16 protein-coding genes are annotated in these 19,289 nt (G+C 74.9%); 3 read left to right on the plus strand and 13 right to left on the minus strand.

Translation table 11 applies throughout. The features are described from left to right. Positions 1-22: 22 nt before the first annotated feature. The 9 genes from ACFWP3_RS10165 to ACFWP3_RS10205 form a co-directional block, all read right to left on the minus strand. Entirely contained in the window at positions 23-871 is an 849-nt protein-coding gene (locus ACFWP3_RS10165; protein WP_384218352.1) for an ABC transporter permease, read from the minus strand. Further along, on the minus strand, positions 868-1,872 hold the full coding sequence (locus ACFWP3_RS10170) for an ATP-binding cassette domain-containing protein (protein WP_384218355.1): 1,005 nt from the start codon (positions 1,870-1,872) through the stop codon (positions 868-870). The genes ACFWP3_RS10165 and ACFWP3_RS10170 overlap by 4 nt, the downstream gene beginning before the upstream one ends. Positions 1,873-1,980: 108 nt before the next feature. Then, entirely contained in the window at positions 1,981-2,274 is a 294-nt protein-coding gene (locus ACFWP3_RS10175; protein WP_384218357.1) for an antibiotic biosynthesis monooxygenase family protein, read from the minus strand. After that, on the minus strand, positions 2,271-3,947 hold the full coding sequence (locus tag ACFWP3_RS10180; protein ID WP_384218360.1) for an FAD-binding oxidoreductase: 1,677 nt from the start codon (positions 3,945-3,947) through the stop codon (positions 2,271-2,273). Before ACFWP3_RS10180 ends, ACFWP3_RS10175 begins: the two co-directional genes overlap by 4 nt. Before the next feature lie 133 nt (positions 3,948-4,080). Then, positions 4,081-4,347, minus strand: a complete 267-nt coding sequence (locus ACFWP3_RS10185; protein ID WP_384218362.1) for an acyl carrier protein — start codon at positions 4,345-4,347, stop codon at positions 4,081-4,083. A gap of 84 nt (positions 4,348-4,431) precedes the next feature. Next, on the minus strand, positions 4,432-5,676 hold the full coding sequence (locus tag ACFWP3_RS10190) for a ketosynthase chain-length factor (RefSeq protein ID WP_384218365.1): 1,245 nt from the start codon (positions 5,674-5,676) through the stop codon (positions 4,432-4,434). Beyond that, positions 5,673-6,938, minus strand: a complete 1,266-nt coding sequence (locus ACFWP3_RS10195) for a beta-ketoacyl-[acyl-carrier-protein] synthase family protein (RefSeq protein ID WP_384218367.1) — start codon at positions 6,936-6,938, stop codon at positions 5,673-5,675. Before ACFWP3_RS10195 ends, ACFWP3_RS10190 begins: the two co-directional genes overlap by 4 nt. 143 nt (positions 6,939-7,081) lie before the next feature. After that, a complete protein-coding gene (locus ACFWP3_RS10200; protein ID WP_384218370.1) occupies positions 7,082-8,104 on the minus strand; it encodes a 3-oxoacyl-ACP synthase III family protein in 1,023 nt (340 codons plus the stop codon). Next, complete coding sequence (locus ACFWP3_RS10205; RefSeq protein ID WP_384218372.1) at positions 8,101-9,012, minus strand: thioesterase II family protein; 912 nt, start codon at positions 9,010-9,012, stop codon at positions 8,101-8,103. Before ACFWP3_RS10205 ends, ACFWP3_RS10200 begins: the two co-directional genes overlap by 4 nt. Positions 9,013-9,196: 184 nt before the next feature. On the opposite strand from ACFWP3_RS10205, the gene ccrA reads away from it, so the two are divergent. Next, positions 9,197-10,558 (plus strand): crotonyl-CoA carboxylase/reductase, encoded by a 1,362-nt coding sequence (gene ccrA / locus ACFWP3_RS10210; RefSeq protein WP_384218427.1) that lies wholly within the window; start codon positions 9,197-9,199, stop codon positions 10,556-10,558. After that, on the plus strand, positions 10,555-12,309 hold the full coding sequence (locus ACFWP3_RS10215; RefSeq protein ID WP_384218375.1) for a 3-hydroxyacyl-CoA dehydrogenase family protein: 1,755 nt from the start codon (positions 10,555-10,557) through the stop codon (positions 12,307-12,309). The genes ccrA and ACFWP3_RS10215 overlap by 4 nt, the downstream gene beginning before the upstream one ends. 44 nt (positions 12,310-12,353) lie before the next feature. Here ACFWP3_RS10215 and ACFWP3_RS10220 read toward each other — a convergent pair whose 3' ends face one another. The 4 genes from ACFWP3_RS10220 to ACFWP3_RS10235 all read right to left on the minus strand — a co-directional run bounded on the left by ACFWP3_RS10220 (position 12,354) and on the right by ACFWP3_RS10235 (position 17,988). Further along, positions 12,354-14,645, minus strand: coding sequence for an AAA family ATPase (locus tag ACFWP3_RS10220; protein WP_384218377.1), 2,292 nt, complete (start codon positions 14,643-14,645; stop codon positions 12,354-12,356). A gap of 306 nt (positions 14,646-14,951) precedes the next feature. Beyond that, entirely contained in the window at positions 14,952-16,055 is a 1,104-nt protein-coding gene (gene rsgA, locus ACFWP3_RS10225) for a ribosome small subunit-dependent GTPase A (protein ID WP_384218380.1), read from the minus strand. Beyond that, positions 16,055-16,279: a hypothetical protein gene (locus tag ACFWP3_RS10230; RefSeq protein WP_384218382.1), complete on the minus strand. Its 225-nt coding sequence runs from the start codon at positions 16,277-16,279 to the stop codon at positions 16,055-16,057. Before ACFWP3_RS10230 ends, rsgA begins: the two co-directional genes overlap by 1 nt. Then, positions 16,276-17,988 carry a prolyl oligopeptidase family serine peptidase gene (locus ACFWP3_RS10235; RefSeq protein WP_384218384.1) on the minus strand — a complete coding sequence of 571 codons (1,713 nt, stop codon included), beginning with the start codon at positions 17,986-17,988 and terminating at the stop codon, positions 16,276-16,278. The genes ACFWP3_RS10230 and ACFWP3_RS10235 overlap by 4 nt, the downstream gene beginning before the upstream one ends. Before the next feature lie 474 nt (positions 17,989-18,462). On the opposite strand from ACFWP3_RS10235, the gene ACFWP3_RS10240 reads away from it, so the two are divergent. After that, positions 18,463-19,218, plus strand: a complete 756-nt coding sequence (locus ACFWP3_RS10240) for a 2OG-Fe dioxygenase family protein (RefSeq protein ID WP_384218387.1) — start codon at positions 18,463-18,465, stop codon at positions 19,216-19,218. Positions 19,219-19,289 lie beyond the last annotated feature (71 nt).

Below are 19,289 nucleotides of genomic sequence, written 5' to 3' on the forward strand. Positions count from 1 at the left end.
CGGTCCGTGCCCCTGCCGGTGATCAGGTTGTCAGATTCCTGAACCGGCGTACGGAGAGCGGGAAGAAGACGGCGGTCAGGACCACCGGCCACACCACGGCCATCAGCAGGGAGTTCTGCGCGATCCAGGAGTCGCCGCCGAAGCCGGGATTGCCGAACAGCTCACGCGTGGCGAGCACGGTCGAGGACAGCGGGTTCCACTCGGCGATGGTGCCGAGCCAGCCCGGCATCGTGGAGGGGGCCACGAAGGCGCTGGTGAGGAAGCCGATGGGGAATTCCAGGGTCTGCACCATGGTGATGCCCTCGGGTCCGCTCATCAGCAGGCCGAGGTAGACGCCGGCCCACACGAGCGCGAAGCGCAGGAGCAGCAGCAGGCCGACGGCGAGGGCGGTGTCGCCGGCGCTGCCGTGGGCCTCCCAGCCCATCAGCAGGCCGACGCCCATCAGGACGGCCAGCGCGAGCACCGAACTGATCATGTCGGTGACGGCGCGTCCGACGACCACCGCGGAGGGGGACATCGGCAGGGTGCGGAAGCGGGAGGTGATGCCGCGGTTCTTGTCGGCGGCGACGGCGGTGACCGTCTCGCCCATGCCGAAGACCATCGTCATCACGAACATGCCGGGGACGAGGAACTCCTTGTAGTCGCCGCCGCCGGGGACCTGCATCGCGCCACCGAAGAAGTAGCCGAACATCAGGACCATCAGGATGGGGAAGGTCAGCGCGCCGACCAGGGTGCCCGGTTCGCGCACCCAGTGCGTCATGCCGCGCAGGGTGACGGTCCAGCCGTCGGCGACGGCCCAGCGCAGCCGCGAGAGCGGGCCGCGCGGGATGACCGGCATCTGGGGGAGCTGGAACGGGGTGGTGGCGCTCATGCTGCGACTGCCTTTCGGCCGGATTCGGCGTCGGCGGCCGCATCGTCGGCCGGGGTGGCCGTGCGGCCGGTGAGGTGCAGGAACACCTCGTCCAGGGTGGGGCGGCGCAGGGCGATGTCCTCCGCCTCGATGCCCGCGTGGTCCAGGGCGCGCACCGTCTCGCCCAGGGCGCTGGTGCGCTCGGTGACGCGGACGCTGACCCGCCGGTTGTCGGGGTCCGTGTCGGGGGAGCCCTCGGCGATCCGGCCGAGCGCTCCGGCCGCGGCCGCGAGGTCCTCGGCGTGGCGGACCACGACGTCGATGCGGTCGCCGCCGACCTGGCTCTTGAGCTGGTCGGGGGTTCCCCTCGCGATGACCTTGCCGCTGTCGATCACGGAGATGCCGTGGGCGAGCTGGTCGGCCTCCTCCAGGTACTGCGTGGTCAGCAGGACCGAGGTACCGCCGCCGACGAGGTCGCGCACGGCCTCCCAGACCTCGTTGCGGCTGCGCGGGTCGAGGCCCGTGGTGGGCTCGTCAAGGAAGAGGACCGGCGGGGCGAGCACCATGCTGGCCGCGAGGTCGAGGCGCCGGCGCATGCCGCCGGAGAAGTTCTTGACCGGCTTGCTGCCGGTGTCGTGGAGCCGGAAGCGCTCCAGGAGCTCGTCGGCGCGGCGGCGGGCGCCGCGCGGCGAGAGGTGGTGCAGGCGGCCGAACATCACCAGGTTCTGGCGGCCGCTGAGCACCTCGTCGACGGCGGCGTACTGGCCGACCATGCCGATGGAGGAGCGGACCTCGGCCGACTGGGAGACCACGTCGAACCCCGCCACCCGGGCATGGCCCTCGTCGGGCCGGATCAGGGTGGAGAGGATTCCGACGGACGTGGTCTTGCCCGCGCCGTTGGGGCCGAGGAGGCCGTGAACGGTGCCCTGTTCGACCGTGAGGTCGAATCCGTCGAGCACGTACCGCTTGCCGTACCGTTTGCGCAGCCCTTCAGCGATCACTGCCGGCCTGGTCGAGTCCACGTCAGCTTCCTTCTGTGGTGCGAGCGGGAGTCGGACGGTCAGGTCCGCCCGCTGGCGATCCTGGCAGCCGCTCCCGCAGCGCTCCTCGAGCCGTGGTGGACCCGCAGGTCAGCGCGCGACCCGCTCCAGCATCGGGGTGTACAGGTTGGGGTCGCTGCTGCTCAGCGCGCGCAGGGCGGTGCGGTGCTCCACGAACTCCGGCTGCGCCAGGGCCCGCCGGAAGGAGTCCTCGTCCTCCCAGTCCGCCACGTTGACGTACAGCTCCGGATCGTTGATGTGGTGCAGCAGCCGGTGCCGGATGAAGCCGGGCTGCGCGGCGAAGAACGCGGAGGTCCGGTCGAAGGCCTCCTCGAACTCCCGGCAGGAGCCCGTGACCTCGAAGCGGTTGATGAAGGCGATCACGCGGTGTCTCCCTGTCCTCGGGCGGGGCTGATGCCCAGCTCGTGGCCGAAGACGCCGCGCGGGTCCCAGGCCGCCTTGACCCGCTGCAGGCGCGGGTAGTTGTCCTTGTAGTAGAGGCGGTGCCACGGCACGCCCGAGGTGTTCCAGGCCGGGTCGGCCATGTCCACGTCGGGATAGTTGATGTAGCAGCCGTCGCTGCCGCGGCCGGGCACCGGGACCCCGCCGGTGGAGGCGAACACGTCGCGGTAGGCGCGGCGCAGCCAGCCGATGTTCTCGGCGTCGCCGGCCGCGTCCTGCCAGGTGTTCATGAAGATCACGTTGAGGACGGCGTCGCGGTGCGCGGTGGCGGTGGCCGACCCGTGGGGCGTGTTGACCCGGCCGCCGTAGGACTGGAGCGAGACGGACGCCGACTCGTAGCTGTGGTCGGTGTTGTTGAGGTGGGCGTACAGCGCGTCGGTCTGCGCCTCGGTCCAGGTCCGCCGCAGGTACGCCGACTTGATCTTCTGCCGGCCCTTGTCCATGTCCTGGGACTCGCCGAGCGCGACGGTCGCGTTCAGCCACGAGTCGCGGGTGATGCCCATGTCGTACGGGGTCACCGGGACGCCCTCGGTGAGCGCGGCGGTGTAGTCGGCGAGCAGCTTCTCCGCGTCGGGGCGGGTGCCGTCCATGTGGGCGAAGCTGATGGCGCTCTGGCCCGGGTCGTTCTCCTTCAGCTTGCCGAACAGCACGAGGCCGCCGTAGAGGCCCGCGTACGGGGAGTCGGCGCAGCTGTTGCGCTCGTGCCACTGGCCGTGGTTGCGCACCAGGCGGCGGAAGGCGGCCTTGTCCATGCCCTCGCGCGGGAAGAGGACGGCGCTGCTCAGGAGCGTGGCGGGCGGGCGGGGCAGCAGCCGGCCCGGGTCGGTGCCGGTGGCGCCCGGGGTGCGGAACCAGTAGCGGGTGACGACGCCGAAGTTGCCGCCGCCGCCTCCGGTGTGCGCCCACCACAGCTCGCGGTGCGGGTCGTTCGGCTCGCGGGTGGCGACGACCGCGCGGGCGCGCCCGGACCGGTCGGCGACGACGACCTCGACGGCGTACAGGTGGTCGGCGGCGAGGCCGAAGCGGCGCGAGAGGGCGCCGTAGCCGCCGCCGGTGATGTGTCCGCCCAGGCCCACGGTGGCGCTGGCGCCGCCGGGCAGGGTGACGCCCCAGCCGTAGTACAGCGTCTTGTAGACGTCCATCAGGCGTGCGCCGGCCTCGACCATGAAGGCGCGCTTGGCCTCGTCGTAGCGGACCGCGGTCATCTGGCCGAGGTCGATGACCAGGCGGACGGCGGTCTCGCCGACGAAGTTCTCGTAGCAGTGGCCGCCGCTGCGCACGGCGACGCGGCGGCCCGACCGCGCGGCCTCGCCGACGGCCTGGACGACCTGCTCGGTGGTGGTCGCGAGGCGGAAGGCGGCGGGCCGGGCGGTGAAGCGCTTGTTGCTGCCGCGGGTGGCCAGGTCCTCGTAGCGGGGATCGGCCGGGGTGATGTCCGCGGCGGGCTCCGCGCCGCCGGCACCGGTTGCGGGGTCCGTGCCCGCGGGCCGCGCGGGGGCGGCCAGGGCGGGCGTCACGCCCGCCGCGGCGAGCCCGGCGGCGGCGCCGGCCGTGATCGTACCGGCGACAAAGCGCCGACGGCTTGGAGCGGTCATGATGCTTCCTTTTCGGTGCGGACCCGGTGGCGGGACAGGGCGCGGGGCAGGGCGCGGGAGGGCGCCCGGGTGGCGGGACGGGGGCTCGGGCGGGGGCTCGGGCGGGGGCTCAGGCAGGGGCTCGGGCGGTGGCTCAGGCGGTGACGCGGGCGGAGAGCACCCGGTTGACGAGCGCGAGGTACTGGCGGGGGGTCTCGGCCTCGTCGATGGCCTCCTCGTCGAGGGTGATCTCGTACTCGCGCTCGATGAGCCCGGTGGTCTGCAGGAGCGCCAGCGAGTCGTAGCCGAGGTCGAGGAAGAGGGTGTCGAGGACGTCGGCGCCGTCCATGTCCACGCCCTCGTCCGCACCGGCGCACTCGCGCAGCAGGCGGGTCAGATCGGTCAGCTCCAGGTGCCGCATGGGATCTCCTCTTGGCGGTTCGGTGTTCGGGACGGGCAGGTGCGGATGCGGGTGCGGTGCGACGTGCGGGTGCGGTGCGCGGCCTCAGGCGGCGCGGACCACGGCGGCGGCGTTGAAGCCGCCCCGGCCGCGGGCCAGCACCAGGGCGGTGCGCAGGGCGGTACCGGTCCGCGGGGCGCCGGTGACCAGGTCGAGCGGGCAGTCGTCGGCGGGGCGCGCGGTGCCGGTGGTCGGCGGGATCACCTGGTCGCGCAGGCTGAACAGGGCGGCGGCGAGGTCGAGGGAGGCCCCGCCGGACAGGAGCCGTCCGGTCATCGACTTGGGGGCGGTGACCGGGACCCCGCGCGGGCCGAACACGGCGGTGATCGCCTCGGCCTCGGCACGGTCCGCGGCGCGTTCGCCCGCGGCGTCGGCGAAGACCACGTCGACGTCGGCGGCGGTCAGGCCGGCGTCGGCGAGCGCGAGGCGGGCCGCGTCGGCGAGCCGGGGCGTGTCCGGGCCGTCGAAGGTGGCCGCGTACCCGGCGAAGGAGCCGTACGTACGGGCGCCCCGGGCGCGGGCGGCCTCGGCGTCCTCCAGGACGAGCAGGGCGCCGCCCTCGCCGACGATGTGGCCGGTGGCCTCGGCGTCGAAGGGCAGGTAGGCGCGGGCCGGGTCCGGGACCTGGCTCATGCCGCCCTCGGCCAGGTGCGCGGCCCAGCCCCACGGGCAGAGCGAGGCGTCGACGGCGCCGGTCACCATCAGGGTGGCGCCCTTGCGGAGCTGGCGCCGGGCCTGGGCGACGGCGTCCAGGCCGCCCGCGCCCTCGGTGACGATGACGCCGCTGGGGCCGCGCAGCCCGTGCCGGATGGAGATCTGCCCGGAGTTGACGGCGTAGAACCAGGCGAAGGACTGGTAGGCGCTGACGAACTGGCCGCCCTTGCTCCACAGGGCCTCCAGCTCGCGCTGGCCGAACTCGTAGCCGCCCGCCGAGGAGGCGGTGACCACGCCCGCGCCGTACTCGGGCAGCTGGGCGGGGTCGGCGCCCGCGTCGTCGAGGGCCTCCTTGGCCGCGGCGAGCGAGAGCCGGGTGACGCGGTCGGTCTGCGGCAGCAGCCTGCTGGGGACGTGGTCCTCGTCGACGAAGCCCGGGATCTCGCCGGCCAGGCGTACGGGATACCCGCTCGCGTCGAACCGGGTCAGCGGCCGGATGCCGCTCTCGCCCCGCAGGACGGCCTCCCACCAGGCCTCCGCGCCCAGCCCGTTGGGGGCGGTGACGCCGACGCCCGTGAAGACGGCGGTGGCGGTCCGCGCCGGGGCGCCGGACGGGACGGGTGCGGCGGCGGTCATGCGGCTTCCTTCAGGCTCGGGCTGTTGAGGACCATGGCGCTCTGGAAGCCGCCGAAGCCGCTGCCGACGCTGACGACGGCGTCGGTGCGCTGCTCGCGGGCGGTGAGCGGGGTGTAGTCCAGGTCGCAGGCCGGGTCCGCCTCGTGCAGGTTGGCGGTGGGCGGGACGGTGTTGTGCGCGATGGCCAGGGCGCTGGCGGCCACCTCCAGCGCGCCGATCGCACCGAGCGAGTGCCCGATCATCGACTTGATGGAGCTGACGGGCACCTCGTAGGCGCGCTGCCCCAGGCTGCGCTTGAAGGCCGCGGTCTCGTGCTTGTCGTTCTGCTTGGTGCCGGAGCCGTGGGCGTTGACGTAGTCGATGGCGGAGGCGTCCAGCCGGGCCTCGTCGAGCGCGGCGGTGATGGCCGCGGCCATCTCGGCGCCGTCGGAGCGCAGCCCCGTCATGTGGTAGGCGTTGCTGCGGCTGGCGAAGCCGGAGATCTCGGCGTAGATCCGGGCGCCGCGGCGGCGGGCGCGCTCCAGCTCCTCGACGACCAGGACGGCGGAGCCCTCGCCGAGGACGAAGCCGTTGCGGGTGCGGTCGAAGGGCCGCGAGGCGGTCGCCGGGTCGTCGTTGCGGGTCGAGGTGGCGCGGATCGCGTCGAAGCAGGCCACGGTGATCGGCGAGATCGGCGCCTCGGTGGCGCCGGTGACCATCACGTCGGCCGCGCCCTCGCGGATCAGCTCGACGGCGTGGCCGATCGAGTCGAGCCCGGAGGTGCAGCCGGTGGAGACGAGCGAGACGGGTCCCTGCGCACCGCTGTCCCGGGCCACTTCGGCGGCCAGGGAGCTGGGGGTGAAGTAGTCGTAGAGGTGGGCGACGGCCCGCGCGTGGTCCACGTTCCACAGCCGGCCCAGCTCGCTGACGGCCGCGTACTCGTTGTCGAGGCCGGTGGTGCAGCCGACGGCGCTGCCGAGGCTGACACCGGTGCGCAGCGGGTCCAGCCCGTCGGCGACGCCGCTGTCGGCGATCGCCTCGCGGGCGCTGGTCAGCGCGAACAGGGCGGCGCGGTCGAGGCGGGCGGCCTCCTGCGCGTCGAACCCGTGGGCGGCGGGGTGGAAGTCGGCCTCGGCGGCGATCCGGGAGCGGAAGGAGGACGCGTCGAAGAGCGTGATGGCCCGGGTCGCCGTACGGCCTGCGGTCAGCAGCTCCCAGAACTCCTTGGTGCCCACTCCGCCCGGGGCGACGACACCTATACCGGTGATGACTACCCGTCTCATCGACTGTCCTTCACTGTTTTTCCTCCAGGCCGGGGCCGGGCGGGCTCGCACCGCAGAACGGCCGCACCGCATAACGGCTTTCAGTACTGCGAGCCTCGCCGCTCGGTCTGGAGCACGGCTAGAAGATCCGTGCAAGGCGGGAATCAGCCACCCCAGCGCACCAGGGCGGTCCCCACGCTCATGCCGCCGCCGAACCCGGCGAGCAGGACGAGGTCCCCGTCGGCCGGTCCGCCGTCCCCGCGCACGGCGTGGTCCAGGGCCAGCGGGATGGAGGCGGCGCCGGTGTTGCCGTGGAACTCCACGGGCAGGTGGACGGCGGCCCGGGTCAGGCCGAGCGGCCCGACCAGGGAGCGGAGCATCTCGCCGTTGGCCTGGTGCGGTACGAAGTGGTCCACGTCCTCGGGGCGGACCCCGAAGGTGCGCAGGATGTCCTCGACCGCGCCGGGCAGTTCCCGTTCGACGAAGTCGCGTACGTCGCGTCCGCGCATCGCGAAGTAGTGCTCGCCGCGGGCCACCGTCTTCAGGGCGGCCGGCTTGCGGCTGCCGCCCGCGCCGACGCCGATCAGCCCGTGCAGGCTGCCGTCGGTGCGCAGGCCGGTGCCGAGCAGGCCGTGGCCCTCGCGCACCGGGCCGAGGACGACGGCTCCGGCGCCGTCGCCGAACAGGGGGGCGGTCCTGCGGTCGGCGGGGTCGACGATGCGCGAGTAGACGTCGGTCCCCACGACCAGGACGGGGCGGCGGCGGCCGTCCGCCTCGGGGGCGGCCAGCAGCCGGGCGCCGGTGTGCAGGGCCGTGGCGAAGCCGCTGCACACGGCGTTGACGTCGAAGGCGGCCGCGTGGCGGGCGCCGAGCCGGTGCTGTACGAGGGCGGCGGTGGCCGGCTGGGTGTAGTCGGGGGTGGAGGTGGCGACCACGATCCAGGCGAGGTCCTCCGGGTCGGTGCCGGAGGCCTCCAGGGCCCGCAGGGCGGCCTCGGCGGCCAGGTCGGAGGCGGCCTCGTGCGGGGCCGCGTACCGCCGTTCCCTGATGCCCGTCTTGCGCTCGATCCACGCGGGGGTCACGCCGACCCGGGCGGCGATCGTCTCGTTGGACACGATCCGCCCGGGCAGGTACGAGCCCGTGCCGAGGATGCCGACGGACCCCAGGCCCGGCGAGTGGACGCTCACGCGGCCACCGCCGCGGGACCCACGGGCGCCGCAGGGCCCACGGGCGCCGCAGGGCCCACGGGCGCCGCAGGGCCCACGGGCGCCGCGGGACGCACGGGCGCGCCGGGCCGGGTCGGCGCGCCGGGCCCGGCCAACGCGCCGGGCCGGGTCAGCGCCTCGGGCCGGGCCAGCGCGTCGGTGACGGCGCCCGCGATCTCGTCCAGGCGGTCGCTGAGGAAGAAGTGGCCGCCCGGCAGCACCCACAGGCCGAACGCGGACCGGGTGTGGTCGCGCCACCGGTCCACCTTGCCGACCTCGGCCATGTGGTCGGAGTCGCCGGTCAGCGCCGTGATCGCGGTGTGCAGCGGCGGGCCGGGGCGGAAGCGGTACTCGCGCACGGCCCGGTAGTCGGTGCGCAGGGGCGGCAGCAGCATGCTGCGCACCTCGGGGTCGTCGAGCAGTCCGTCGTCCGTCGCGTTCAACGCGCGCAGTTCCGCGACGACCTCCTCGTCGGTGCGCGGGAACCAGGCCTCGTACTCGTCCTGGCAGGGGGCCGGACGGCCGGAGACGAACAGGTGGGCCGGGCCCCGTCCGGCCGCCTCCGTGCGGCGGGCCACCTCGAAGGACAGCATCGCGCCCATGCTGTGCCCGAACAGCGCGTACGGGCGGCCGTCGTCGAGGGCCAGCAGCTCGGCGGTGATCCGGTCGGCGAGCCGCTCCAGCGAGGTCTCGCCCGGTTCGGCGCGGCGGTCCTGGCGGCCCGGGTACTGCACCCCGTACACGTCCACGGCGGGCGAGAGCGCGCCGGCCAGCGGGTGGAAGTAGCTCGCGGACCCGCCCGCGTGCGGCAGCGCGAACAGCCGGACGGGCGCCTGCGGTGCGGGCCGGTAGTTCCTGAACCAGGGACTTCCGTCGGTCGTTCGCGTCATCGGATCTCCTCATCCACGGACAGAGCTCGAAGCCCAGCGTGCGGGCGGGCCCGCCGTGTCCGGATCCCCTGGCACCCCCCTGGCCGCGGCCCCGCCCGGGCCTAGGGGCACGTCTGGGGTGCCGGGACCGGGCAGGGCGTTCCTACGTTTGGCTGAGGCGCTCCTCGACTTCAAGGGACATCACGTGGACGAGATCATCAGTGCTCTGCTCTCCGAGGACGCGGCCCCGGGTGACTTCCAGCAGCTGCGGCTGCCGGAGAGCTACCGCGGCAATGTGGTCCGCAAGGAAGACATCGGCATGTTCGAGGGCATGGCGACGGCGGACAAGGACCCCCGCAAGTCCCTGCACCTGCAGGACGTGCCGACCCCCGAGCCGGGGCCCGGCGAGGCGCTGATCGCCGTCATGGCGAGCGCCGTCAACTACAACACCGTCTGGTCCTCGATCTTCGAGCCGCTGGCCACCTTCGGTTTCCTGGAGCGCTACGGCCGGCTCAGCGAGCTGACCAAACGTCACGACCTGCCGTACCACGTACTGGGCTCCGACCTGTGCGGCGTGGTGCTGCGCACCGGCCCCGGCGTGAACCGCTGGCAGCCCGGCGACCGGGTGGTGGCCCACTGCCTGTCCGTGGAGCTGGAGTCCGCCGAGGGCCACAACGACACGATGCTCGACCCCGAGCAGCGCATCTGGGGCTTCGAGACCAACTTCGGCGGCCTGGCGGAGCTGGCCCTGGTCAAGTCCAACCAGCTGATGCCCAAGCCCGAGCACCTGACGTGGGAGGAGGCCGCCTCCCCCGGCCTGGTCAACTCCACCGCCTACCGCCAGCTGGTCTCCCGCAACGGCGCCGGCATGAAGCAGGGCGACAACGTCCTGATCTGGGGCGCCAGCGGCGGCCTCGGCTCCTACGCCACCCAGCTGGCCCTGGCCGGCGGCGCGAACCCCGTGTGCGTGGTGTCCAGTCCGCAGAAGGCGGAGATCTGCCGGCGGATGGGCGCGACCGCGATCATCGACCGCAATGCCGAGGGCTACAAGTTCTGGAAGGACGAGGCCACCCAGGACCCGCGGGAGTGGAAGCGCTTCGGCAAGCGCATCCGCGAGCTGACCGGCGGCGAGGACGTGGACATCGTCTTCGAGCACCCGGGCCGCGAGACCTTCGGCGCCTCGGTCTACGTCACCCGCAAGGGCGGCACGATCACCACCTGCGCCTCGACCTCCGGCTACATGCACGAGTTCGACAACCGCTACCTGTGGATGTCGCTGAAGCGGATCGTGGGCTCGCACTTCGCGAACTACCGCGAGGCGTGGGAGGCCAACCGCCTCATCGCCAAGGGCAAGATCCACCCCACCCTCTCGAAGGTGTACTCCCTCGAGGAGACCGGCCAGGCCTCCTACGACGTCCACCAGAACCTGCACCAGGGCAAGGTCGGCGTCCTGGCGCTGGCCCCGCGCGAGGGCCTGGGCGTACGGAACCACGAACTGCGCGCCACGCACGTCGAGGCCATCAACCGGTTCCGCAGCGACGACGACACGCAGGAGGCCGGCCAGTGACCGCGCAGCACACCCCGATCACCGGGATCGTCGGACTGGGCACGCTCGGCGAGGCCCTGCTGCGCCTGGCCCACGAGGCCGGGCATGAGGTCATCGCGGTCGACCCCGCCCTGGACGCGCTGGACCGCGCGGCCCGGCGGCTCAAGGCCGCCGACGCCGCGCGCACGGGCGAGGGCGGCCCGGCCGCCGGGCCCGCCGTCACCCTGACCACGGACCCGGCCGCCCTCTCCCGGGCGGAGCTGGTCATCGAGGCCGTCTCCGAGGACGAGGCCGTCAAGAAGGCCGTGCTGGGCGACATCGTCGCGCGGTGCGCGCCCGGCGTGCCCGTCCTCACCACCGCGACGACCCTGTCGGTGCCCCGCCTGGCCATCGCCTCGGGCCGTCCCGGTGCGGTCGCCGGCCTGCGCTTCTTCACGCCGCCCGCCGCCGGCGGGCCCGTCCTGCCCGTCCACTCCCCGCTGGCCTCGGCGGCCACCGCGGCCGCCCTCGACGCCCTGGTGGCCGAGCTCGGCCTGCGGCCCGTCTCCGTGACGGCCCCGTCCGCCGCGGACGCCGACGACCTGGTGCTCGCCTACCTCAACCGGGCCGCGATCCTGTGCGACGAGGGCTACGCGAGCGCGAAGGACATCGACACCGCGATGCGGCTGGGCTGCGGTCTTCCGCTGGGCCCGCTGGAGACCCTCGACCTCATGGGCATCGACTCGGTCCACGCGGCCCTGCTCGCCCGCTGGCGGCGCACCGGCGACTGCGCCTTCGAACCGTCCCCGCTGCTCAGCCGGATGGTCACGGCCGGCCGCCTGGGCCGCAAGAGCGGCGAGGGCTTCGCCGCCTACGACGAACTGGGCGCCGTGGTGACACCGCCGGCCGGCGGCCCGGGCGCGGGCACGGCCCGGCCGGTCACCCGCGTCGGCGTGGTCGGCTCGGGCGCCATGGCCCGCGGCATCGCCGAGGTCATGGCGGCCGGCGGCCGGCCCACGCTGCTCGTGGCGCGCGGCGCGGAGCAGGCCGAGCGGGCGCTCGCGGCCATCGGCGATTCGCTGACCCGCCGGGTGCGCAGGGGCCGGATCGCTCCCGCGGAGCGGGAGGCGGCGCTGGCCCGGCTGGAGACCTCCCACGACCTGGCGGCGCTCGCCGGCTGCGACCTGGTCGTGGAGGCCATCGTCGAGGACCTCGACGCGAAGCGGGTGCTGTTCGGCCGCCTCGGGGAGGTGTGCGCGCCGGGCACGGTCCTGGCCACCACCACCTCGAGCCTGTCCGTCGCCGCCTGCGCCGAGGCCTCGGGCCGCCCGGCGGACGTGATCGGCCTGCACTTCTTCAACCCGGCCCCGGTGATGCGGCTGGTGGAGCTCGCGTACACGGCGGAAGCACACGAGGACGCCCTGGCGACCGCGCGGGCGCTCTGCCGCGACCTGGGCAAGACGGCCGTGGAATGCCCGGACCGGACCGGGTTCATCGTCAACCGGCTGCTGTTCCCGTACCTCGGTGACGCGCTGGACCTGCTGGAGCGGGCGGACACGGACATCGCGGCGACGGACGCGGCCGTCGAGCAGGGCTACGGCTACCCGATGGGCCCCTTCGCCCTGCTGGACACGATCGGCCTGGACGTCTCCCTCGCCATCCAGGAACGCCTCTACGAGAGCTTCGCCCTGCCGGAACTGGTCCCCTCCCCCGCCCTGTCCGAACTGGTCACGGCCGGCGCACTGGGCCGCAAGAACCAACAGGGCTTCCGCACGGGCGAACGCCGCGGCTGAACACCCCGGCTGAACACCCCGGCTGACCGCGGCCCCCGCCCCGCCTAGGCGGGGCGGCCCGGGCCGACCAGGTCGGCGAGGTCCGTGCGGGAGCGTACGCGGAGTTTGCGGTAGACCTTGGTGAGGTGCTGTTCGACCGTGCTCGCGGTCACGAACAGCCGGGCGGCTATGACCTGGTTGGTGCAGCCCTGGGCGGCCAGCACCGCGACCCGTCGCTCCGCCCGGCTCAGCCGGGCCACGGGGTCCTGGTGCCGGGCCGCCGGGGTGCTCCAGTCGAGGGCCTCGCAGGGGTCGATGCCCCAGCGGGCCATCAGGTCCCGGCAGGCGTGCAGGTCGCCCAGGGCGGCCACCGGCTGTTCGGCGGCCAGCCTGAACCGGCCGCGGGCGAGCAGGTAGTGGGGGGCGACCCGGCTGCGGAACATCGCCTCCGGCACGGGCACCCGCAGCAGCCGCGCCGCCTCCTCGTGGTCGCCGAGCCCCGTCGCGGCCAGCACCGCCGCGGCCAGCGGCATCCCGACCGCGATCCCCCAGGCTTCGGGCGCCAGCAGGCCCAGCGCCCGCTCCGCCTCGGCGGCCGCCTCCGCGTGCCGGCCCAGGCGGCCGTGCACCAGCGCCGCGGCGGCCGCGGCCACCGCCCGGCGGGCCGGGGTGTCCAGGGCTCCCGGCGTGGTCCGCGTCTCGCGCAGCAGGGCGTGCCAGTGCTCGGCCCGGTCGCTCTCTCCCACGTACAGCAGGGCGCACAGGGCCGCCGTCACACCGGGGGCCGGGTGCTGGCGCGCCACGAGGGCCGCCGCGGCCCGCTCCACGGCGGCCGTGCCGTCGGCTTCGCCGGGCGGCGCGGGCGGTCCGGGCTCCGGTCCCAGTTCCGGGTAGACGTACGCCGCTTCGGCCCTCAGCCGCCCGGTCCCCGCTCCCCCGCCGAGGGCGTCGAGTGCGCGGGCGGCGGCTCCCGGACGGCCGTGCCACAGCAGCTGGCCCACCGGGCCCGCCGCCCGGTCGGCCGCGAACAGGCCTGCGTCCAGGGCCTGTTCGAGGGCCGGGAGGTGGCGGGTCACGGCGGCGGGGTCGCTCTCCCATTCGGCGCCGGCCAGCGCGTCGAGCAGCGCTGCCCGGCGTACCGGGTCGGGGCAGCGGCGGTGCGCGGCGTCGAGGAATCCCGCGGCCGCCCTGGGCCGGCCGGCCCGCAGCGCCTGCCCGGCCGCCTCGGCCAGTACGTCCACGGCCCACGGCTCCGCGGCCGACGGGCCCGGCCCGTCGGCGGCGACCAGGTGCCGGGCCACGGTCTCGGCTCCGGCGCCGTCGGCGCGCAGCAGCGCGACGGCCCCGGTGCGCAGCCGGGCGCTCTCCCGGGGCGGGAGCTCCTCCAGTACGGCGGCCCGCGCGGCCTCGTGGCGGAACCGTCCGGACTCCAGCAGCCCGGTGTCGGTGAGTACGTCCATCAGCGGCCCCACGGCCCGTTCGTGGACGCCGAGCAGCCGGGCGAGGGTGGTGAGGGTGGCGGAGGGGCCCAGCACGGCGAGGGCGCGGGCCGCGTCCAGGGTGCCGCCGGGGCGCAGGCAGCCGGTGACGGCCCGTTTGAAGGCGGCGGAGGCCACCGGCCGGTCGGAGCGCAGCGGTCCGCACTGCGGCCGGTCCTCGGCGAGGGCGTGCAGCAGCCGGGGGTTGCCGCCGGTGGCCCGGTGCCAGGCGGGGGCGAGCCGGCGGGCCTCGGCGGGGTCCGCGGCCCCTCCGTACGGGGCGCGCAGGAACGCGGCGACGCCGTCCTCGTCGAGGGTGGTGAGGGCGATGGCCAGGCACCGCGGGTGGCGGGCGAGTTCGGCGACGGGCAGGGCGGCCGGCAGGGCGGCGGCGGGCGGGTGCGGCGGCTGGTGGGCGGAGCCCGTGCCGAGCAGCATGATGCGCGCGGCCCCGATCCGGCCGCACAGGTACAGCAGGCAGCGCGCGGAGAGCTCGTCGGTGTACTCGATGTCGTCGACGGCGACGACGACCGGCGCGGTGGCGGCCAGCTCCGCCAGGACGTCCCGTACGACGGGCAGGGCGGCGGCGGGGTCGGGATCGGGGTCGGGTCCGGTGAATCCGGGTACGGCGCTCAGCAGCTGGCCGGCGACGCCGAGCGGGATGCCCTGTTCCGCCGGGGAGGCGGAGGCGTGCAGGACGAACGCCCCGGCCTGCGCCGCCTCGGCGGTGAAGGCCCGTACGAGCGCGGTCTTGCCGGTGCCGGGGCTGCCGGTGACCAGGGCGGCGCGGCCTTCGCCGCGCCGGGTCACCGCGAGCAGCTCCCGGAGCCGGCCGAGTTCCCGGTCCCGCCGCACCAGTTCCTGCGGCCTCGGTGTCATCGGCTCTCCCCCCGTGCGGTGCCGCTCCCGGCAGTGTGCCGGGGCCCGGGGAAAAGCCGCTGGTGGGCGGCCTGAGGCTCGCTCGAGCCCCGGCCGCGAGGGCCGACCTCGGGCCCGGGAAGCGGGCCCGGGATACGGGCCCGGGATACGGGCCCGGGATACGGGCCCGGGAAGCGGGCCCGGGAAGCGGGCCCGGGAAGCGTGTCGGGGAAGCGTGTCGGGGAAGCGGGCCCGGGACGCAGGCCCGGGACGCAGGCCCCGGACCCAGGCCCCGGACCCAGGCCCGCGCCGCGGGCCCCGCACGGGTCAGCGGTGCGGGCGCTTCTTCAGGGCGCGGGCGCGGGTGCGGATGCGCTGCTTGTCCTCCGAGCGGGCGCGGGCGTCCTGGCGCAGTTCGAGCATGCGCTGTTCGCGCCGCAGCTTCTCCCAGTTGCCGAGCCGGTCCGCGTCGAGCGAGCCGGTGACGACCGCGGTCCGGACGGCGCAGCCCGGCTCGTCCTGGTGGCGGCAGTCGCGGAACTGGCAGCCCCCTGTGAGGGATTCGACGTCCGCGAAGGCCTTGTCGATGCCCTCCTCGGCGTCCCACACGGCCAGCGCCCGCATGCCGGGGGTGTCGATGAGCAGGCCGCCGCCGGGCAGCGGGACCAGTTCGCGGTGCGTGGTGGTGTGCCGGCCCTTGAAGTCCGAGCGGACCTCCTGGGTGGAGAGCACCTCCTCGCCGCGCAGCCGGTTGGTCAGCGTGGACTTGCCCACGCCCGACAGGCCCACGAGGGCGACGGTGCGGCCCGGTTCGACGTACCGGTCCAGGGCGTCGAGGCCCTCGCCGGTACGGGAGGACACGGTGTGGACGGGCGAGCCGAGCGCGATGCGCTCCACCTCCTCGGCCGCGCCGGCCGGATCGGGGTGCAGATCGGCCTTGCTCAGCACCACGACGGGCTGGGCGCCGCTCTGCCAGGCGACGGCCAGGTAGCGCTCGATGCGGCGCAGCCGCTGCTCGCCGGTGAGCGCGGCGACCACGAAGACGGTGTCGACGTTGGTGGCGACGATCTGGGACTCGGTCCTGCGGTTGGCAGTGCCGCGGACGAAGGCGGAGCGGCGCGGCAGCACGTCGAGGATCAGGTGGGGGGCGGGGCCGCCCACCACGACCCAGTCGCCGGTGGCCAGCTGGGCCCCGCCGAGCGGTGGTTCGCCGTCCTTGAACAGCCGGGGGCCGAGCTGGGCCCGGAGCTCCCCGTCGGGCGTCAGGACGGTGGCGGCGCCCCGGTCGACCTGGCCGACGCGGCCGGGGAAGCGGGTCCCGCCGGGCGCCTGGCCGCCGAGTGCGGCCAGGCGCTCAGGCCAGGCCTGGGCGAGGTCGCCGCGCCAGCCGAGCGGGGCGAGCGCGGCATGGTCGGGTTCCGGCGCCGCCATCAGCTGTTCTCCGCGGGCGCGGGCGCAGGTGCGGACGCGGTTGCGGTTGCGGTTGCGGACGCGGACTTGGCCTGGGCGCTCGGCGCCGGCCGGCTCTCGCAGCCGCAGCCGCCGCGCTGGACGTTGAAGCGGCGGCGCGGAGCGGGGGCGGAGGCGGCCTCCGGGGTGCCCGTGCCGGGGGTGGTGGTGTCGGCCGCGGCGGGGGTGGTGTTCTGCTCGGTCATGCTTCCTTCTTTCGGGTCGGTGCGGGGCCGTCGGTGCGGCTCCGTACGAAGGCGATCTGTGCTGACATGGCGTCCGCGCCGACATCGGCGCGGGCACTGGCGTGGCCGGTGGAGCGCAGCCGGAAGTCGATGTCCGCGCCGCGGGCGGCCAGCGCCCGTGCGTACGACTCGATCTGGCCGACCGGACAGCGCGCGTCGCGGTCCCCGGCGAGCACCAGCAGGGGTGCGCGGACCGCGTCGGCGTACGTGTGGGGGGAGGCGGCGGCATAGCGCGCCGGCACCTCGTCGGGGGTGCCGCCGAACATGGCGCGGTCCACCCAGCGCAGGGTGTGCAACTGCTCGCGGTAGGCGGCCGGGTAGTCCCCGACGGCCCCTTCGGCGAGCCCGCAGGCCCACAGCTCGGGCTGGGTGCCGAGGCCGAGCAGGGTCAGGTAGCCGCCCCAGGAACTGCCCGCGAGCACGCAGCGGTCCGGATCGGCCACACCGGATGCGACCAGGTGGGCGCGGGCGGCGGCCACGTCGGAGAGCTCGGTGTGCCCGACGGCCTCGCGGTGGGCGAACTGCCAGGCCGTGCCGCTCTCGGCGGAGCCGCGGTAGTTGACGCGGGCCACCGCGTAGCCGGCGTCGTTCCAGGCGGCGGCGGGGCCGTTGTACTCGTCCCCGTCGGCGGTGTGCGGGCCGCCGTGCAGCAGGAAGACCGTCGGGTACGGGGCTTCGCCGGCGGCCGGCACGCTCAGGAAGACCGGGACGGTCAGCTCCCCGTGCGGTACGGGGACTTCGGTGACGGGCGCGGCCGGGACGGCCGGGCCGGGCACGGACAGCGGTTCCCGGCCGGCGAGGTCGCGCAGGACGGCCGGGGCGGACGCCGAGGAGAAGGTGTACCAGCAGTCGCCGTCGGGCCGGGCCGCGGCGGCGTGCACGGTGCCGCGCGGCACGGGCAGCGGCTCCAGGTGCCCGTCGGCGAGCCGGTAGCGGTAGAGCTCGCTGCGCCCGTGGGTGCGGTGGTGGAGCAGCAGTGCGGTGCCGTCGGGCACGAACTCGGCGCGTACGTCGCCGGGCAGGCCGGTGTCGATCTCCCGCACCTCACCGGTGACCGGGTCCCACAGCAGCGGGGCGGGCCGCCCGCGCCGGGTGTGCGTGGCCAGCACGAGCCGGCCGCCGGGCAGGAAGGGGGAGCCGTAGGGCACGGCGTGCAGCCCGCCGTGCGGCCAGTCGCTCAGCTCCCCCACCAGCGCGCCGCCCTGGTCCAGGACGCGCAGCGAGGGCCGCTGCGGATCGCCGTACTCGGCGTGCAGCACCAGTACGTACGCCTCGTCGTCGCTGAGGCCCCCGAGGTAGAGCGGGGTGTCCGCGCCGTACAGCGGTTCGGCCCGGTCCGCGCCGGCCCGCAGCAGGTGGATGTCCGTACGGCCGTCCGCCGCGGTGATCCCGGCGACGGCGAGGCCGGAGGCGCCGACGGCCAGGCCCTCGGGGGTGCCGGGCGGCACGCCGGGCAGGGCCGGTACGGCGGGGCCGCCGCGCAGCGGGGCCCGCATCCAGGTGCCGTGCTCGGTGCCGTCCTCGTCGTGGTACCACCACAGCCAGCGTCCGGCCGGGTCGAGCAGGCCCAGCTCGACCCCGTGCGGGGCGTCCGTGAGCTGGCGGACGCCGCCGCCGGCCCGGTCCCAGAGGTAGAACTGCGCGGTGCCGGAGGCATTGCCCCGCAGCACGCAGACCTCCGGCCGCAGCCGACCCCAGAAGGGGAGCTCTACGGCGGGCGCGTTGCACCGGTCAAGCGGTCTCGACCCCGGCTCAAGCGCAGCGGTATATACAGTCACCAGGCCATTATGCAGATGACCGGCAGGCCTAGGAAGAGCGAATTTTCCATTCGAGCCACAGGGTGGCGGGGTGAACTCCCCGAAGCCGTCCCTGCTCTATTCGCATTCCTTTCCATTCCCCCGAAAAAGAGTCGCGGACCGAGCGCGAACCGAGCTTAAGGAGACCATTGATGCAGATCAGAGGCCTGGAAGGGCTGTCGGTACACGCTCGGTTCGAATCGGCCATAGATGCCGGACACGATTCTCGCCGGCGCGGCGGAATCCATGGGGAACCTGCCGCGGGGCGAGTCAGGGACATTACTGCCACCGCATGCCGGCCGACCGAATTTCTCCGTATTCGACGAGGCTGACGCAAGGAGACCTCTTATGCCCTCCGCAGTTCTTCCCGGCCCGCTGACCCGTACGGACATCGGAGAGGGGATCCGCAAGCAGGGCTGGGTGTTCGCCCCGGGAGCCGGCTTCGACACCGGTACCCGGGCACAGGAATTCCGGCAGCTGAGCCAGGCCTACGGGAACCTCGAGCCGGACGCATACCTGGCCGACGGCGGGGCGTACCGCTTCCGCCGGCACGTCCGCTACACCCACCGGGCGGTCTCGCAGGGCGTACTGCGCGCGCATCCGCCGGGCCCCTACCACCAGAGCGCCGAGGTGAACCCCTTCGCGGGCGGCTCGCCGCGCTGGTTCGCGCCCGTCACCGGGGCGGTCCGCGTCAACCCCTTCCTGCACCGGCTGCTGCTGCACGGCGTCGACGTGTTCTCCGGGCTGGCCGGGGCCGAGCCGGGGCGGACCCTGGACTGGGAGGTGGACGTGCACCTGGTGCGCATCCGGGCCAGCGCCCAGGAAGAGGGGCTGCCCTCGCCCGAGGGCGTGCACCGGGACGGCTTCGACTACATCTCCCTGCACCTGATCGGCCGTTCCGGGGTGACCGGCGGCCGCAGCATCATCTGCGACCCGGCGCGGCGCCCGCTGGCCCGCCCCCTGCTGGCCGCGCCGCTGGACTCGCTGTACGCGGACGACACCCGCATCCTGCACGGCACCGAACCGGTCCGCCTGGACCCGGCGGCCGGCCGCGCGTACGGCTACCGCGACATGCTCCTGACCAGCTACCGCCGGATCGGCTGAACCCCGCCGAAGAGTGCCCCGGCCGGCCATGCGCCGGCCGGGGCTTCGTCACGCGCGCTCCCGGACCGCGG

The organism is Streptomyces sp. NPDC058525 (assembly GCF_042719495.1).
In the GTDB taxonomy this organism is placed as follows: Bacteria; Actinomycetota; Actinomycetes; order Streptomycetales; family Streptomycetaceae; genus Streptomyces.

Bases quoted from the DNA above. Each gene is read 5' to 3' on its own strand.
- ACFWP3_RS10165 (WP_384218352.1), bottom strand. From the start codon at position 871: ATGAGCGCCACCACCCCGTTCCAGCTCCCCCAGATGCCGGTCATCCCG.
- ACFWP3_RS10180 (WP_384218360.1), bottom strand. From the start codon at position 3,947: ATGACCGCTCCAAGCCGTCGGCGCTTTGTCGCCGGTACGATCACGGCC.
- ACFWP3_RS10185 (WP_384218362.1), bottom strand. From the start codon at position 4,347: ATGCGGCACCTGGAGCTGACCGATCTGACCCGCCTGCTGCGCGAGTGC.
- ACFWP3_RS10190 (WP_384218365.1), bottom strand. From the start codon at position 5,676: ATGACCGCCGCCGCACCCGTCCCGTCCGGCGCCCCGGCGCGGACCGCC.
- ACFWP3_RS10195 (WP_384218367.1), bottom strand. From the start codon at position 6,938: ATGAGACGGGTAGTCATCACCGGTATAGGTGTCGTCGCCCCGGGCGGA.
- ACFWP3_RS10205 (WP_384218372.1), bottom strand. From the start codon at position 9,012: ATGACGCGAACGACCGACGGAAGTCCCTGGTTCAGGAACTACCGGCCC.
- ACFWP3_RS10220 (WP_384218377.1), bottom strand. From the start codon at position 14,645: ATGACACCGAGGCCGCAGGAACTGGTGCGGCGGGACCGGGAACTCGGC.
- rsgA (WP_384218380.1), bottom strand. From the start codon at position 16,055: ATGGCGGCGCCGGAACCCGACCATGCCGCGCTCGCCCCGCTCGGCTGG.
- ACFWP3_RS10230 (WP_384218382.1), bottom strand. From the start codon at position 16,279: ATGACCGAGCAGAACACCACCCCCGCCGCGGCCGACACCACCACCCCC.
- ACFWP3_RS10240 (WP_384218387.1), top strand. From the start codon at position 18,463: ATGCCCTCCGCAGTTCTTCCCGGCCCGCTGACCCGTACGGACATCGGA.